This window comes from Nocardioides sp. (assembly GCF_044226765.1).
In the GTDB taxonomy this organism is placed as follows: Bacteria; Actinomycetota; Actinomycetes; order Propionibacteriales; family Nocardioidaceae; genus Nocardioides.
This window is the reverse complement of sequence record NZ_JBGAGJ010000008.1, coordinates 143,768-158,283: the sequence shown is the minus strand read 5'-3', so window position 1 is coordinate 158,283 and position 14,516 is coordinate 143,768. Positions and strand designations below refer to the sequence as shown.

Genomic DNA, 14,516 nt, shown 5'->3' with positions numbered 1-14,516 from the left:
TCGTGGTCGGGCCCGGGCGTGCCGCCAACGGCGATCGGTCAAGTTCAGGGCGCGCCTGCCGAAAGTTCGGGGTGCCCTCCCCCGGACCCCGAGATCCCCTAGCCTGCCGTCGTGTCGTCGGCCAGCAGCGTCCTGCTCGAGCGCGACGTCGAGCAGCGCCGGCTCGAGCGGGCACTCGTCGCCGCCGCCGGCGGGGCCGGAGCGCTCTGCGTGGTCGAGGGCCCGCCAGGCGTCGGGAAGACCTCGCTGCTGCGCGCCACCGCCCGGATGGCCACGGCGCGCGGGTTCCAGGTGCTGACCGCGACGGGCTCGCAGCTGGAGACCAGCTTCCCCTATGGCGCGGCCCAGCAGCTGCTCGGGCGTCGGGCGACCGCCGACGCCACGGCCTCCTCGACCGCGTACGTCGCCTCCGACCGCCTCTACTGGCGGGTCTCGGACCTGGGCGAGGCGGGACCCGTGCTGGTCAGCGTGGACGACCTGCAGTGGGTCGACCTGCCCACCCTGCGGTTCCTGCACCACCTTGCCCGGCGGATCCCGGAGCACCCCGTCCTGCTGCTCCTGGGGCACCGCCCCGACGACACCACACCGGCGGCAGCCCGGACGATCATCACCGACCTGGTCGCGCTCTCGCCCACACCGCTGCGGCCAGCGCTCCTCAGCCCGGCTGCGGTCGCCAGGCTCGCCGAGCTGCGCTGGGAGCGCCCGGTCGACCCGCCGTTCGTGTCCGCCTGCCTGGAGGCGACCGGCGGCAACCCGTTCCTGCTGTCGCAGCTGCTCAGCGAACTCGATGCGCGGAGCGCGACGCCGGCGGCGGTGCGCTCGGCAGCGCCCGACGGCGTACGGCGCCGCGTCGGGTCGGTCCTCGCCGGACTCGGTGCGGACGCCGATGCCCTCGCCCGGGCCGTCGCGATCCTCGGCGAGTGCGACCTGCCACTCGCCGCCGAGCTCGCCGGGCTACCACCCGACCGGGCGGCGCGCACGGCCGGCCAGCTCGAGTCCGCAGGCGTCTTCGCGGCCCAGGTGCACCCCCGGTTCGCCCACCCACTGATCTCCAACGTGGTCGAGGAGTCGTGGACCGTCCACGGCCGGGCAGACGCCCATGCGGCCGCGGCACGGCTGCTCCACGACCGGGGTGCGCCCCCGGGCCAGGTGGCCAACCACCTGCTGCGCGCCCGGCCGATGGCGGATCCGTGGGTCGCGGCGGCACTCCGGCGTGCCGGGGCCGAGGCATCGGGCCGCGGCGCACCGGAGGCGGCGGTGACCCTGCTCGAGCGTGCCCTGGCCGAGCCACCTCCGGGCGAGGAGCTCGAAGGGACGCTGACGGAGACCGGGCAGGCGCTCCTCATGCTGCAGCGGCACGCCGAGGCGGCAGGCGTCCTCGAGCGCGCCCTGGAGCTCGCCCGCGGCACGGCTCGCGAGGTCGACACCGCGCTGGTCCTCTCGCAGTGCTACTTCCACGGCAGCCGGTTCGACGCGGCCGCCTCCATCTTGGAGGAGGCCCGGAGCCGGGCCCGGACCGAGCAGGACGTGCTCCTGGTGGACGGCAACCTGGTGCCCCTCGGCCTGCTCGACCCCGCGCGCACCTCCGCCACCCGCACGCTCCTCGCCGACTACCGCGCCCGAGCCGCCGACGACCGACTGGACGACCCCGCCCTGCTGGCGATCGTGGGCGCGGCCGCGGTCATGGCGGCCGAGCCCCGCACGACCGGCCTGCGCCTGATCGACCGAGCCGTCGAGCAGCGCGGGCTCACCGCCTTCGGCCCGCACGCGTACGGGTTCGGGTGGGCGATCGCGGGCTACCAGTTCTCGTCGGAGAACGGGAGGGCCGTCGCGCTCCTGGAGGCCGCCATCGAGCAGGCACGAGCTCGTGGGGACGCCCAGAGCACGGCCTACCTGCTGTGCTACCTGACGACCTCCCTGGCCGACCTCGGCCGCCTCGCGGACGCCGAGGCGACCGGGGTGCAGGCGGCGGACCTGCTGGCCGGTCTCGGCGAGTCGCACGCCTACCCCTTCGCCCTGCTGGACGCCCTGCTGGCGCGAGGACAGGTCGAGGAGGCGGCGACCCGCCTGGCGGGCGTGCAGCGCGGCGGCGCCCCGCAGCGGCAGGCGGTCGTCTCGGTGATGGAGGGCAAGGTGGCGGCCACCTCCGGTCGATGGCGTGACGCCCTGGACCTGATGCTGCCCGCGGGGAGGCAGCTCGACGAGCTCGACCTGCGCCACCCCGACCTGGCGCCGTGGCGACAGGAGTGCGCGCTGGCCGCCCGGACGCTCGGCGACGACCGGCTCGCGACCCGGCTGGCCGGCGAGCTGGTCGAGCTCGCGCTCGGCACCGAGAATCCGCTCACGACCTGTCGGGCCCTGCGGACCCGCGGCGTCGTGGCGGCGGACGAGGACGACCTCCGGGACGCGATCGACGCGCTCGGGGACCACGAGAACCGGGTCGAGGCGGCCCGTACCCTGCTCGCCCTCGGCGAGCTGCAGCGCAGCCGCGGGGAGGTGGCGGCAGCACGCGACACCTTGCGCCACGCCTTGGACCAGGCCCACGTCGCAGGCGCCCACGGGGTCGCCGGCCAGGCGCGGTCCGAGCTGGTGGCGGCCGGCGGACGCCCGCGCCGGGCCGCCCTCAGCGGGCTCGACGCCCTGACCGCCACCGAGCTGCGGATCGCACAGCTGGCGGCGGGCGGGCTGACCAACCGCCAGATCGCCGAGCAGCTGTTCGTCACCACCAAGACCGTGGAGAGCCACCTCGCGCGGGTGTACGCCAAGCTCGGTGTCCGTGGCCGTCGTGACCTCTCCGGAGTGACCGGGCTGACCCATGAGGTGCCACCGGTCTAGGTCGTCTGCGCTATGGCCGCCGCCGATCGGGTGGCCGGAGACTGGCCCGACAGACCCGGCCCGGATCACCGGACCGGATCACAGGACCGGATCGCTCGGCCTGATCGCTCGGCCCAATCACTCGGGAGGTGGAGCCGGTGGTGCTGCTCGTGGGAGAACCACCCGACCGGGCCGACGTCGTCGTGATCGGGAGCGGCTTCGGGGGCGCCGTCGTCGCCGAGCGGCTCGCGGCCGAGGGCCTCGACGTGTGCGTCCTCGAGCGCGGGAAGGCCTACCCGCCGGGGTCGTTCCCCCGCACCCCGGCCGGCCTCGGCGCCAACTTCTGGGACCCCAGCGCGGGCCTCCACGGGATGTTCGACGCCTGGTCCTTCTCGGGCCTGGACTCCATCGTGTCCAGCGGGCTGGGCGGAGGATCGCTCATCTACGCGAACGTGCTGCTGCGCAAGGACCCGACCTGGTTCCGCCAGCCGCACCCCTACCGGCCCGGCGTCGAGGAGGTCTGGCCGATCGGGTACGACGACCTCGCGCCGCACTACGACCGGGTCGAGCAGTTCCTCGACGTCCAGACGATGCCGTTCGACAGCCCCTCGGGCGCGTTCCACCTGCCCAAGACGGCGGCGATGCGCGACGCCGGGGCGAGCACCCGCGGCACGTTCGCCCTCGCCCCCCTGGCGGTCCGCTTCCGCGACGCCGCCGGCGAGCCGGCCGTCGGGGCCGAGCTCCCGCTCGACGGCTACCCCAACATCCACCGCCCGGGCAGTCCGACCAGTGGCCGGCGCACCTGCCGTCTGCTCGGCGAGTGCGACGTGGGCTGCAACGAGGGTGCGAAGAGCAGCCTGGACCACACCTACCTCTCCGCCGCGAGCCACCACGGCGCGCACATCCATGTGCTGACCGAGGTACGGCGGCTCGCGCGGGTCGACGGCGGCTTCGACGTCACCGTTGCCGTGCACGAGCCCGACGCCGGCCCGCGTCCGACCGCTGAGCGCCCCGAGCACACGATCCGGGCCACGCGTGTCGTCGTGGCCGCGGGCACGCTGGGCAGCAGCTACCTGCTGCTCGACAACCGCGACGCCCTCGGCATCACCTCCCCCGCCCTGGGCACCCGGTTCTGCGGCAACGGCGACCTGCTCGGCTTCGTCCTGGGAGCCGCCCGCGCGCTCGAGGGCACCCGCGGCCCGGTGATCAGCTCCTACCTCCGCTTCGACGACGCCGTCGACACCCACGACGAGCGCGACCACGGGATGTACATCGAGGACGCCGGCTACCCCGCGATCGCGGCCTGGCTGGCCGAGTTCAGCCAGAGCCCGGCGATGCTCGGCCGGCTTGGGCGGCTGGTGGCGCTGCGGCTGCGCGAGCGGTTCACCGGCGGACCGCACACGCACCTCTCGGCCGACCTCGCCCGGCTGATCGGACCGGGCACCTTCAGCGACGACGGCCTGCCGCTGCTCGGGATGGGCCGCGACGTCCCCGACGGCACGCTCTACCTCCGCGACCCCGACGAGCTGCGCGGACCCGACGACCGACCGGTCCTCGACAGCACGTGGACCACGCGCACCTCGCAGCGCTACTTCGCGACCATGGCGGCACGGATGGAGCAGCTCGCCGACGCGCTCGACGGCCGCTTCGAGGTGAACCCGTCCTTCTGGTTCCGGCGGGTCATCACCGTGCACCCGCTCGGCGGCGTGCCCATGTCCACCTCCGAGCGCGAGGGCGTCGTCGACGCGCACGGGCGGGTGCGCGGCGTCGACGGTCTCCGTGTCTGCGACGGCTCGGTCATGCCGGGACCCGTGGGAGCCAACCCGTCGCTGACCATCGCGGCGTTCGCGGACCGGGTGGCCGACGACCTGCTCGAGGAGGTCCTGGCATGAGCGTCGAGTTCACCGAGGAGATGAAGGGCTTCTACACCCCCGGCGCCCCGACGTACGACGCCGGCGACGTCACCGGGCGCCGTGACTGGAACCGCCTGATGTTCCACCTCACCATCGGCACCGCGGACCTCGGCGCCGCGCTGCGGGACCCGCACCACTCGATGGCGGCTCGCGGCTACGTCCGCTGCCGGGCGCTGGGCGCCGCCGACCACCCCGTCCACGACGGGCGCTTCGACCTGTTCGCCCCGAGCCCGGTCGCGGGCCGGCTGCTGATGCGCTACCGCCTCCCCTTCGACAGCCGCGAGGGCCCGATGACCCTCCTGGGGTTCAAGGACGTCGGCAACGACGGTGGCGTCGACGCCTGGCCGGACACCACGACGCTCTACACCCGGCTCGTCCACGGCACCGTCGACCACGACCACCCCGACGACGCGGGCGACGAGCACGGCCGCGGCATCCTGCGCCTGGACGCGCCGATGTTCGCCCGGCAGCTGACGACCTACCGCGGGAGCCTGCTGGACATCACCCGCTTCAACCTGTTCTTCGTGCGGCGGCTGCTGTCGGTCTACGGCCGCGCCCCGCGGCAGGAGGTGCGGGCATGACCGCCGTCGGGCGGGTCGACGCATCCGGCAGCGTCGTCTCGGCCCCCCGGACCGAGGTGCTGTCCTTCCGAGCCGGCGACGGCCGCTGGCTCAACCTCCACCACGTCACCAGCGACCGGCCGCCCACCCGAGGGCCGGTGCTCCTGGTGCACGGGGCCGGGGTGCGGGCGGACGTGTTCCGGACCGCCGGGCAGCCGACGATCGTCGACGCGCTGCTCGACGCCGGCTGGGACGTCTGGCTGGAGAACTGGCGAGCCAGCATCGACCTGCCGCCGAACCGCTGGGACCTCGACCAGGCCGCCGTCCACGACCACCCGGCCGCGGTCGCGACGGTGCTCGAGCACACCGGGGCGGACACGCTCAAGGCGGTCATCCACTGCCAGGGCTCCAGCAGCTTCGCGCTCGCCGCGGTCGCCGGTCTGCTCCCCCAGGTCGACACGATCGTGTCCAACGCGATGTCGCTGCACCCGGTCGTGCCCCGGATGTCGGCCCTGAAGCTGTCCCGGGTCGTGCCGCTGGTCGCGCTGGCCATGGACTACGTCGACCCGCACTGGGGCAAGACCGCCCCGGCCGGGTTCCTCCAGCGCCGGATGGTCGACCTCGTCCGGCTGAGCCACCGGGAGTGCCGCAGCGGCGCCTGCCGGATGGTGAGCTTCGTCTACGGCGCCGGCCACCCCGCGCTGTGGTCGCACGACAACCTCAGCGCCGGCAGCCACCAGTGGCTCGCCGACGAGTTCGGACCCGTGCCGCTGACCTTCTTCGCCCAGATGGCGTGCTCGGTGCGTGCCGGCCGGATCGTCCCGACCGGCAGCGCCCCGGGCCTGCCCGCCGACCCGGTCGCCGGGGCGCCGCGCACCGACGCGCGGTTCGCCCTGGTCGCCGGACGCGACAACCTCTGCTTCCTCCCCGAGAGCCAGGAGCGCACCTTCGACCACCTCGAGCGCCACGCACCGGGACGGCACTCACTGCACGTCGTCGAGGGCTATGGCCACCTCGACGTCTTCATGGGCCGCTACGCCCCCCGCGACACCTTCCCCCTCATCCTCGAGGAGCTGTCCCGATGATGCCTCTGACGCCCCGCCGGCAGCGCGCCCTCCGGGGCCGCGACGCGCTGGTCGACGAGATCCCCTTCTCCCTGCCGGTCAACTCCGCGGACTCCCCCGCGCTGATGGCGGCGTTCACCGGCGACCTCGAGGGCATCCGCCGCCTGCTGCCCGGCGAGGAGCTGGTCCCAGTGCGACTGCCCGGCGGTCGCGGCCTGCTGGTCGTCACGGTGATCGACTACCGCACCACCGACATCGGGCGGTACGTCGAGTTCAGCATCGCCTTCGCGTGCGCCCACCGTCGCGCGGGCAGCCCGCTGCTCGCGACGCTGCTGCGCGAGCGCACCACCGCGGTCGGCCAGTACGTCTGGGACCTGCCGGTCAGCAGCCGGATCTCGGTCAAGGGCGGCAAGGGCATCTGGGGCATGCCCAAGCACCAGGCCAACCTGGACTTCCGCGTCGACGACCGCGAGATGTCCAGCCAGTACGACCTGGACGGCGACCTGTGCCTGCGCATCACCGTGCAGCGGCCGCGCGGCCCGAAGGTGCCGCTGCGCAACCTCGGGGCCGCGAACTACTGCCAGTTCCGGGGGATGCTGATGAAGTCGACGATCTTCTTCTCCGACGACGTCGAGGTCGCCCTCGGTCGCCGCGCCCGCGCCGACCTCCGTCTCGGCCCCCACCCCCGGATGGACCCCTTGCGCGACCTCGACCTCGCGCCGAGCCCGCTCTTCGTCGCCTGCCTCCCGCACTCCCACGGGATCCTCGACGACCACTACGAGGGCTGGTTCCTCACCTCGACCTCGCCTCCCGATCCGGCCACACCGCCGGAGGGCCTGGAGTCGGTCGTCGGGCTGCCGAACGACGAGGGCTGGCTGCCCGCACCGACGGCGGAGGGACGGTGACCACCGAGGCCTGGCTCGGGGCCGGGCTCCTCTTCTTCGCCTCCCTCTACCTCGGGATGGGGTTCTCGCTGGTCGTGCTCCAGTTCCCCGGGGCGCTCGCGACCACCCGGAGCACCGACTTCCCCCAGCGGTTCGGCGACCCGGTACGCCGCGCCGTGGGGTTCTTCACCGTCGGCAGCGTGCTGATGGTGGCCGGCGCGATCTGGCTCACGGCCCTGGAGTGGGACGACGGCAGCCGGCGGCTGCTGCCGCTCGCCTACCTCGTGCTCGCGGTCCTGGCGACCGCCTTCACGGTCGTCTTCATCCTCCCGGTCAACCGCAGGCTCTACCGCGACATCCCCGACCAGGCCGAGTTCACCCGGGTGCTCGACCGGTGGATCCGGCTGAACGTGGTCCGCTACGCCTTCTGGGTGCTGGAGTGGTGCGCGATCACCGGCTGGTTCGTGGCGGTGGTGTCATGACCACCGACACCGCCGGCCGCACCACCGTGGCGCGCGCCATCGGCGCCACGACCGCCGCCTCGGGCCTCGGTCTCGTGGTCGCCCCGCGGACGGCGCTGCGGCTGATGGGCGCCCCGACCCCGGACCCGGCACCGTTGCTCTACCGGGTCGTGGGGATGTTCATGACCGTGTCCGGCGGCCTGCTGCTCGACGGCGCCGAGCACCGCGTGGTCCTGCGCTGGAGCCTGGCCCAGAAGTCCGGGGCGGTCGCCGGTGTCGGCCTGGGCGTCCTGCGTGGCGACTACCGCAAGCGGGCGCTGCTGGTCGCGTCGTTCGACGCGGTCAGCGCCGTGGCCCTCGCCCGGATGCTCGCCTCGCCGCGGCCGGAGGCCGGACGATGACCGGGCGGGGCCTGGTCCTGGCCGGTGGCGGCATCCGGGTCGCCTGGCAGACCGGCGCGCTGGCCGCGCTCGACGAGGACGGCCTCTCCTTCGACCACGGCGACGGGACCTCCGGCGGGATCTTCACCCTCGGGATGCTGCTGTCCGGCCAACGGCCGGACGAGATGGTGCGCCGCTGGCTCGACCTCGACGTGCGTCGCTTCGTGTCCCCGCTGCCGCTGCGGGCCTACCTGCGCTCACCGACCGACTGGGTCGCGTTCGGCAGCGCCGACGGCGTACGGCGGGCCGTCCTGCCCGCGCTGGGCATCGACCTCGACCGGGTCCGGCTCGCCGGCCCGATGACCGGCTCCTTCAACGTCGCCGACTTCACCCGCAAGCGGTGCGTCGCCGTCCCCCACACCGAGATCGACGAGGACCGGCTGGTCGCCGGCGTCTCCCTGGCCGGGGTGATGCCGGCCGTCGAGGTCGACGGGCGCAGCTGGACCGACGCGGTCTGGATCCAGGACGCCAACCTGATGGAGGCCGTGCGCCGCGGCTGCGACGAGCTGTGGGTGCTGTGGTGCATCGGCAACACATCACGGTGGGGCACCGGGGCCCTGGAGCAGTACGTCCACATGATCGAGATGAGCGCCACCGGGGCGCTCACCGCCGAGCTCGAGGCGATCGCCGACCTCAACCGGCGGCGCGCCGCCGGGGAGCAGGTCCTCGGCTCGACCGAACCCGTCACCGTGCACGTGGTCCGGCCCGACCTGCCGATCCCCCTCGACCCCGACCTGGTCGCCGGCCGGATCGACACCGAGACGCTGGTGGCGATGGGCTACCGCGATGCCCGGCGCCACCTGGCGACCCGATCGCCCGCCGGCACCGCGTTGACCGAGACCGCCACCCAGACCCCGGCCAGGGAGCTGGGGGCGCGGATCACCCTGCGCGCGACCGGGACGACCCCGACCGGGCCGCTCGGCTACACCCTCGTGGTCGAGGCCGACGACCTCGCGGCGCTCCGGCGCGATCCGGGCACCGCCCTGGGCGTCGTCGGCACCCTCCGCCACCCCGACCACGGCCTCCGCCTCCTCGGCGGTGGCACCGGCCGGCTCGCCGGCGTCGGCCCGCGCCGGCGCCTGGAGGTGCGCGCCGAGGTGCGCCTGCCCGGAGGCGTCGGCGAGCTCGCCGTCGACGTACCGCTCCCACCCGGCCGCCCGGACGCCGCCCGGCACCAGACCTGGCGCCTCACCCGGCCCGACGGCACCGACAGCTCGGGCACCGCGGGGCTGACCGTCGGTCAGGCGGTCCGCGCCCTCGCGTCGTTCGAGCCGAGCGGCGCCCACCACCTCACCGACCGGGCGCGGGCGCTCGGACTGGCCGTCGGCGTCGCGCGAGGCCGACGTGCCCGCCCCGCCCCGGTGCCGGCCTGAGGCGTGCCGTGGAGGTGTCCATCCGCCCGCTCGTGGCCGCCGGAGCCCCGGCGGGCACGCTCCGGGTGTGGGTCGGCGTCCTCGGCCACGGCGACCTGCCCGACCTCACCTGGACGGTCGACGGCGTCGCGGTGACGCCGACACCGGTGCTCCCCCTGCGGCCCGCCTACCCTGCGGCCGCCTCGCTGCGGGTCGCGTCCGGCGTCGTCGACCTGACCGGCCTCCCGGCCGGCCCGCACGAGGTCCGGGTGACCGCCTCCGCACCCCACGTCCCACCGGTCGGGTCCACGCTCACGATGCGCGCGGTGCCCACGGAGGTGCCGCGCGACGGCTCGTCGTTCAACGTCCTGCTCGTCTCGTGCTTCTACCGCGGCGGCGACAAGGCCGGCCGCGCCGGCGCGGTCGCATCCGCGCTCACCGGCCTCGACCGCCCGGACGTCGTGCTCACCGTCGGCGACCAGGTCTACCTCGACCAGCCGCCGTTGATCGGCACCTTCGACGACGAGCGCCTCGCGGCGACGTTCGCGCAGAAGTACCGCGACAACTTCGTCGGGACCACCGGCTACGCCGCCCTCCTCCGCACTGCGCCCGTCGCGGGGATCCCCGACGACCACGAGTACTGGAACAACTACCCCCACCCCTCGCCGATGACGCTGCAGACGCTCGTGCACCGCGGCGACCTGGACCACAACCCGTGGCGCCGAGCCGCGCGCGCGATGTACGACGCCTTCCAGCTGGCGGCCCCGGACACCTACACCTACCGCTTCGACGTGCCACCGCTGTCCTTCTTCATGATGGACAACCGGACCTTCCGCGACCCGGACGCGAAGCACACGATGCGACCGGGCGACCTCGACCTCTACCGGGCCTGGGTGGCGGAGGCGATCGCCGACCGGTTGGTGCCCGTCCTGGTGACCGGCCCCTCGCTGGTCCAGCCGGGCAAGGGCTGGTGGGGTCGGCTGCTGGACCGCAACTTCGCGGACTACGGCGACTACCGCGACATCGTCGGCGGGCTGAGCGAGCTCGCCCGCCACGGACGGGGCGCGCTCGCCCTGACCGGCGACGTCCACTACGGACGGGTGGCGGACGTCCGGCTCCTGGGGACGGCACCCGACGCCGGCACGCCGATCGGGTGGGTCCGCGAGGTGATCTCCTCGCCGTCCGCGCTGGTCTGGGGCTCCGACCACCAGCGACCTGCGGCGCCGCGGACCGAGCCCGGGCTCGGGTTGACCACCGAGGCCGTGTGGCCGGGCGGCGAGGACGTCCGCGGTGACCACGTGGCCCTCCTGAAGTTCACGCGCAGCGCGGGCGGCGTCGCCGTGGAGATCCAGTACCGGATGGTGCGGGAGGTCCGCGGGCCCGGCCGCGGCACCTACCGACTGCCCCCCGTGCTCCTGCCCGCCTGACCACCACGAGCACCTGATCGGAGCGAGAGATGTATGCCATTCGCGGATCGACCGCCACGTCGCAGTACGACGGCTTCGCCGAGCACGAGCGCTCCGGGACCGGCCCGACGGCCAACCTCGAGTGGCTCGCCGACCGCCTGGCCGAGCTCGGGGGCTCGACCCACGAGCAGACGCTGGTGCTGCTCGTGGGCGGTCGCGGACCCTACGACTTCCGCCTCCGGGTGGCGCAGTCGCACCTGCGTGACGACCTGACGCCCAGCCACTGGTCGCACGCGGCCCTCCTCGACGACGTCGGCGACCCGCTCGGGTCGACCGTGGTGCGCGAGGTCTCGCTGGAGCCGCGCGACGGGTTCGGCATGCCCGCCACGGACAACGCGGTGCAGACCACGACACTCGACTGGTACGCCGACCCGCAGGTCGTGCCGAACATCGCGGTCCTCTGCGTCCCGGTGCCGTCGGCTGCGTGGCAGGGGCGGCGCGACACCCCGGGTCGTGCCGAGCAGACCTCGGTGCTCGAGCAGCTCACCCAGCAGCGGGTGATCGTCGACCTGCCGGCACTGGTGCTGCGGTGGCTGGGGTTCGTGTGGGGGGCCGGCCGCGCCGGCAACCCCTTGGTGGAGGGGGACGGCGTCCCGTCCGCGGTGCTGATCGAGACCCTCGTCAGCGCGGCCGGCTACGACCTCACCCCCGGCCTGGACAGCCGGGCGGCCACGCCGGAGGGGTTCTGGCAGACCGCCCGGTGGTGGCACACGTACTTCGAGCTCCAGGACCGGCCGCCGGTCCGCGGCTCCTACTGGGTGGCCGACCGGATCGACTACGCCCCGCCGCGGGGACGGACGGTGCCCTGACCCGCCGTGGTCGAGCGGTGGATGAATCCCCGGTCAGCCGGGGAAACCTGACGTTGTCGGGGGTTGCAACGGCCGACAACGTCAGGCACTGCCCGTCCGGTGGGGATGGTGGGACTCGTGGGGCGAGGACGGGCCGCCGACCCCCCCCCTCGACCGGCAGCGCAGCCGTCGCGGCCCAGCGTCCAGTGGAAGCCGCTGCTCGCCACTGCCGGCTTCGCCTTCGGGGGCAGGCACCACCGCATGCGTGCGTCGCAGGTTGATCACGGGATGCAGGCGAACCGGCACCTCCCACGGCCCACCGTGGGAAGTGCCGGTTCACCACCAGACCATGGTGAAACGACAGACAGCCACAGCAGACGGGCGGCGGTCAGTCCAGGCGGCGGAGGAACACGTCGCGCACGCCGTTGGTGTCGCCCACGACCAGGTTGGTGGCGTCGGACGCGAAGGCGATGGCCAGGCCGTTGCCGGCGAGCGCCGGGAAGGTGCTGTCGGCGTTCCCGTTCACCCCGCCGGGCCGGTCCGACACACGCTTGATCGTGCCGGCGTCCAGGTCGGAGACGTAGATGTCAAGGAAGCCGTTGGTGTCCCCCGGTGCCAGGACCGCCTCGGAGGACCGGAAGGCCACCGTCGATCCGTCGGCGCTGATGGACGGGAAGCTGACCTCACCCTGCTGCGAGAAGTCAGCGGCGGTCGAGTGGCTGGCCACCTCGAACGAGCCGTCGGACCGGTCCCACACCAGGATGTCCCACCAGCCGTCCGGGTCGTCCGGGGTGAGGTTCGTCGAGTCGGTCGTGAAGGCGACATACCGGCCCGTGGCGCTGATCGACGGGTCGAAGCCGTTTCCGTCGCCTTGCGTCGCGGTACCCCGGACCTGAGTCACCCGCTCGGTCGTCTGACCGGTGAGACTGCGGAGGAACACGTCGGGATGGTTGTTGGTGTCGTTCGCGACCAGCGTGGTCGCGTCGCTCTGGAACGCGACGTAGTCGCCGTTCGCGCTGATCGACGGCCGGGACGAGGCCTTGTCACCCTGCGCCCCTCCGGAGCTCACCGACACCCGGGTCGTCGTGCCGCTCGTCATGTTGCGCACGAACACGTCGAACTTGCCGTTGGTGTCGCCCACGACCAGGTTGTTGGCGGCCGACGTGAACGCGACCAGGTTGCCGTCGCCGGAGACCGACGGCTGCTCGGACTGCGCCGTCCCCCCGCCCATGAGCGGCGTGCTGACGAGCACGGTCGCGTCGGTCTTGCGGTCGTGGCGGAACACGTCGACGACGGTGTTGCCCTCGCTCTGGTCACCGAACTGCGCCGACGCGGATGAGTAGACGACGAAACGCCCGTCGGCGCTGATCGCCGGGCTCACCGACTCCTCGGTCCCTTGCGTCCCGTCGGTGGCGACCGAGACCCGCTCGACCGAGTGCGTCCAGGTGTCCTTGACGAAGACGTCGGTGACGCCGTTGGTGTCACCCGGCACCAGGTTGGTCGCGTCCGAGGTGAACGCCACGTACCGACCGTCGGCGCTGATCGACGGGCGGTAGTAGGTCGCCGCGGACGCGCCGTCGGCCTGACCGCCGGACGAGCTGGTGGACACGCGCTCGAGCAGCGGCCGCTTGACCAGCACGGTGCGGACCGGGGACGCCACCTGGGGCAGCCCCTTCGCCGGCACCGCGAGCACCCGCAGCCGGACAGTGCCCGGCCGGACGAACCGCAGGCGGAGGGCGACCCGGCCGGCCGCCGACTCCCGGCCCGCCGCGACCTTGACCCAGCGCGACCCCACACGGCGCTGGAGCAGGGCACGGCGCCCGGGGCGGACCGGCGTGAACGCCGCCCGCACGGTGAGGGTGGTCTGGACCCGCACGGCGGCCGGCGCGGAGAGCGCGGCGCGCTGCCGGACGGCAGCGCCCGAGGCCTGCTGCGACCCGAGCATGGCGAGGGCGGTCACGACCACCCCGAGCACCGTCAGCACTGCGGCCCCGCCCACCCTGCGTCCCATCATCACCCTCCCGAATTACTGAACATGCGATCAGATACTCTGCAATCGAGGCTCCAACGGCGGCAAGTTCAGGCGCGGAACCCGTGATATCTGTCTAGTCAGCTCCTCGCAATGTTTATGATCAACCGACTGACAACGTCCCGAAGACCGGAGGCACGTCCATGGGCCGCCCGCAGGAGATCGACCCGTCCGACCTGCTCGAGCACGCCCGGCAGCTCTGGATCGAGCAGGGACGGCAGGCGGTGACGACGCGGGCGGTCAGCGCTCGTGCCGGGGTGTCGAGTGGCTCGCTCTACTCCTACTTCGGCAGCCGCGACGAGCTGATCGCGAAGGTCTGGGCGTCGGAGGCGACCGCCTTCCGCGCCTTCCAGGCCGAGCAGGTCGCGAGCGCCCGTCGCGCGGGTGACTCGACCGACGTGGTGCTGGCCGCAGCACTGGCGACCGGCGACTACGCCGCGGTGCGCGGGGCGGCGGTCCGGGTGCTGTTCGCCAGCCGGCCAGGCGATGGCGCGGCGGACCTGCCCACCCCCCTGGCCGCCGAGCTCGCCCGGCACCGGACGGAGACCGACGCGCTGCTCGCCGTCCTGGCCTTCGAGTCGTGGGGGCGCCACGACGCGGACGCCGTCGCGCTCATGCGGATGTGCGTCGTCGACGTGCCGGCCCGGTTGCTGGTGGCCGGCGGTCGCGAGCACCACCTGCTGGCCCGGCACGCGATCGAGCACGCGGTCCGCGGCATCCTGGCGGCGGGACCGCCCGACTGAGA

12 protein-coding genes are annotated in these 14,516 nt (G+C 73.9%); 11 read left to right on the top strand and 1 reads right to left on the bottom strand.

Annotated features, from left to right (window positions below):
• Nucleotides 1-111 precede the first annotated feature (111 nt).
• The 10 genes from ACILRH_RS16805 to ACILRH_RS16760 all read left to right on the top strand — a co-directional run bounded on the left by ACILRH_RS16805 (nt 112) and on the right by ACILRH_RS16760 (nt 11,763).
• The gene (locus ACILRH_RS16805) at nt 112-2,835 is read left to right on the top strand and encodes an ATP-binding protein (protein ID WP_395695195.1); all 2,724 of its coding nucleotides are present in this window, start codon (nt 112-114) and stop codon (nt 2,833-2,835) included.
• Between the two features lie 137 nt (nt 2,836-2,972).
• Nucleotides 2,973-4,706, top strand: coding sequence for a GMC oxidoreductase (locus tag ACILRH_RS16800; RefSeq protein WP_395695194.1), 1,734 nt, complete (start codon nt 2,973-2,975; stop codon nt 4,704-4,706).
• Nucleotides 4,703-5,308, top strand: a complete 606-nt coding sequence (locus tag ACILRH_RS16795) for a hypothetical protein (RefSeq protein ID WP_395695193.1) — start codon at nt 4,703-4,705, stop codon at nt 5,306-5,308. Before ACILRH_RS16800 ends, ACILRH_RS16795 begins: the two co-directional genes overlap by 4 nt.
• Nucleotides 5,305-6,372: an alpha/beta fold hydrolase gene (locus ACILRH_RS16790; RefSeq protein ID WP_395695192.1), complete on the top strand. Its 1,068-nt coding sequence runs from the start codon at nt 5,305-5,307 to the stop codon at nt 6,370-6,372. The genes ACILRH_RS16795 and ACILRH_RS16790 overlap by 4 nt, the downstream gene beginning before the upstream one ends.
• Nucleotides 6,369-7,256 (top strand): acetoacetate decarboxylase family protein, encoded by an 888-nt coding sequence (locus tag ACILRH_RS16785; RefSeq protein ID WP_395695191.1) that lies wholly within the window; start codon nt 6,369-6,371, stop codon nt 7,254-7,256. The genes ACILRH_RS16790 and ACILRH_RS16785 overlap by 4 nt, the downstream gene beginning before the upstream one ends.
• Complete coding sequence (locus tag ACILRH_RS16780) at nt 7,253-7,717, top strand: DUF1772 domain-containing protein (protein ID WP_395695190.1); 465 nt, start codon at nt 7,253-7,255, stop codon at nt 7,715-7,717. The genes ACILRH_RS16785 and ACILRH_RS16780 overlap by 4 nt, the downstream gene beginning before the upstream one ends.
• Nucleotides 7,714-8,097: a hypothetical protein gene (locus ACILRH_RS16775; RefSeq protein WP_395695189.1), complete on the top strand. Its 384-nt coding sequence runs from the start codon at nt 7,714-7,716 to the stop codon at nt 8,095-8,097. Before ACILRH_RS16780 ends, ACILRH_RS16775 begins: the two co-directional genes overlap by 4 nt.
• The gene (locus ACILRH_RS16770) at nt 8,094-9,509 is read left to right on the top strand and encodes a patatin-like phospholipase family protein (protein ID WP_395695188.1); all 1,416 of its coding nucleotides are present in this window, start codon (nt 8,094-8,096) and stop codon (nt 9,507-9,509) included. Before ACILRH_RS16775 ends, ACILRH_RS16770 begins: the two co-directional genes overlap by 4 nt.
• 8 nt (nt 9,510-9,517) lie before the next feature.
• On the top strand, nt 9,518-10,915 hold the full coding sequence (locus ACILRH_RS16765) for a hypothetical protein (RefSeq protein WP_395695187.1): 1,398 nt from the start codon (nt 9,518-9,520) through the stop codon (nt 10,913-10,915).
• 29 nt (nt 10,916-10,944) lie between these two features.
• Nucleotides 10,945-11,763 carry a hypothetical protein gene (locus tag ACILRH_RS16760; protein ID WP_395695186.1) on the top strand — a complete coding sequence of 273 codons (819 nt, stop codon included), beginning with the start codon at nt 10,945-10,947 and terminating at the stop codon, nt 11,761-11,763.
• Between the two features lie 367 nt (nt 11,764-12,130).
• Here the strand turns inward: ACILRH_RS16760 and ACILRH_RS16755 are convergent, their stop codons facing one another.
• Nucleotides 12,131-13,753: a TolB family protein gene (locus tag ACILRH_RS16755; RefSeq protein ID WP_395695184.1), complete on the bottom strand. Its 1,623-nt coding sequence runs from the start codon at nt 13,751-13,753 to the stop codon at nt 12,131-12,133.
• 161 nt (nt 13,754-13,914) lie between these two features.
• On the opposite strand from ACILRH_RS16755, the gene ACILRH_RS16750 reads away from it, so the two are divergent.
• Complete coding sequence (locus tag ACILRH_RS16750) at nt 13,915-14,514, top strand: TetR/AcrR family transcriptional regulator (protein WP_395695182.1); 600 nt, start codon at nt 13,915-13,917, stop codon at nt 14,512-14,514.
• The last annotated feature ends 2 nt before the right edge of the window (nt 14,515-14,516 follow it).

Bases quoted from the DNA above. Each gene is read 5' to 3' on its own strand.
- ACILRH_RS16795 (WP_395695193.1), top strand. From the start codon at position 4,703: ATGAGCGTCGAGTTCACCGAGGAGATGAAGGGCTTCTACACCCCCGGC.
- ACILRH_RS16790 (WP_395695192.1), top strand. From the start codon at position 5,305: ATGACCGCCGTCGGGCGGGTCGACGCATCCGGCAGCGTCGTCTCGGCC.
- ACILRH_RS16785 (WP_395695191.1), top strand. From the start codon at position 6,369: ATGATGCCTCTGACGCCCCGCCGGCAGCGCGCCCTCCGGGGCCGCGAC.
- ACILRH_RS16775 (WP_395695189.1), top strand. From the start codon at position 7,714: ATGACCACCGACACCGCCGGCCGCACCACCGTGGCGCGCGCCATCGGC.
- ACILRH_RS16770 (WP_395695188.1), top strand. From the start codon at position 8,094: ATGACCGGGCGGGGCCTGGTCCTGGCCGGTGGCGGCATCCGGGTCGCC.
- ACILRH_RS16760 (WP_395695186.1), top strand. From the start codon at position 10,945: ATGTATGCCATTCGCGGATCGACCGCCACGTCGCAGTACGACGGCTTC.
- ACILRH_RS16755 (WP_395695184.1), bottom strand. From the start codon at position 13,753: ATGGGACGCAGGGTGGGCGGGGCCGCAGTGCTGACGGTGCTCGGGGTG.
- ACILRH_RS16750 (WP_395695182.1), top strand. From the start codon at position 13,915: ATGGGCCGCCCGCAGGAGATCGACCCGTCCGACCTGCTCGAGCACGCC.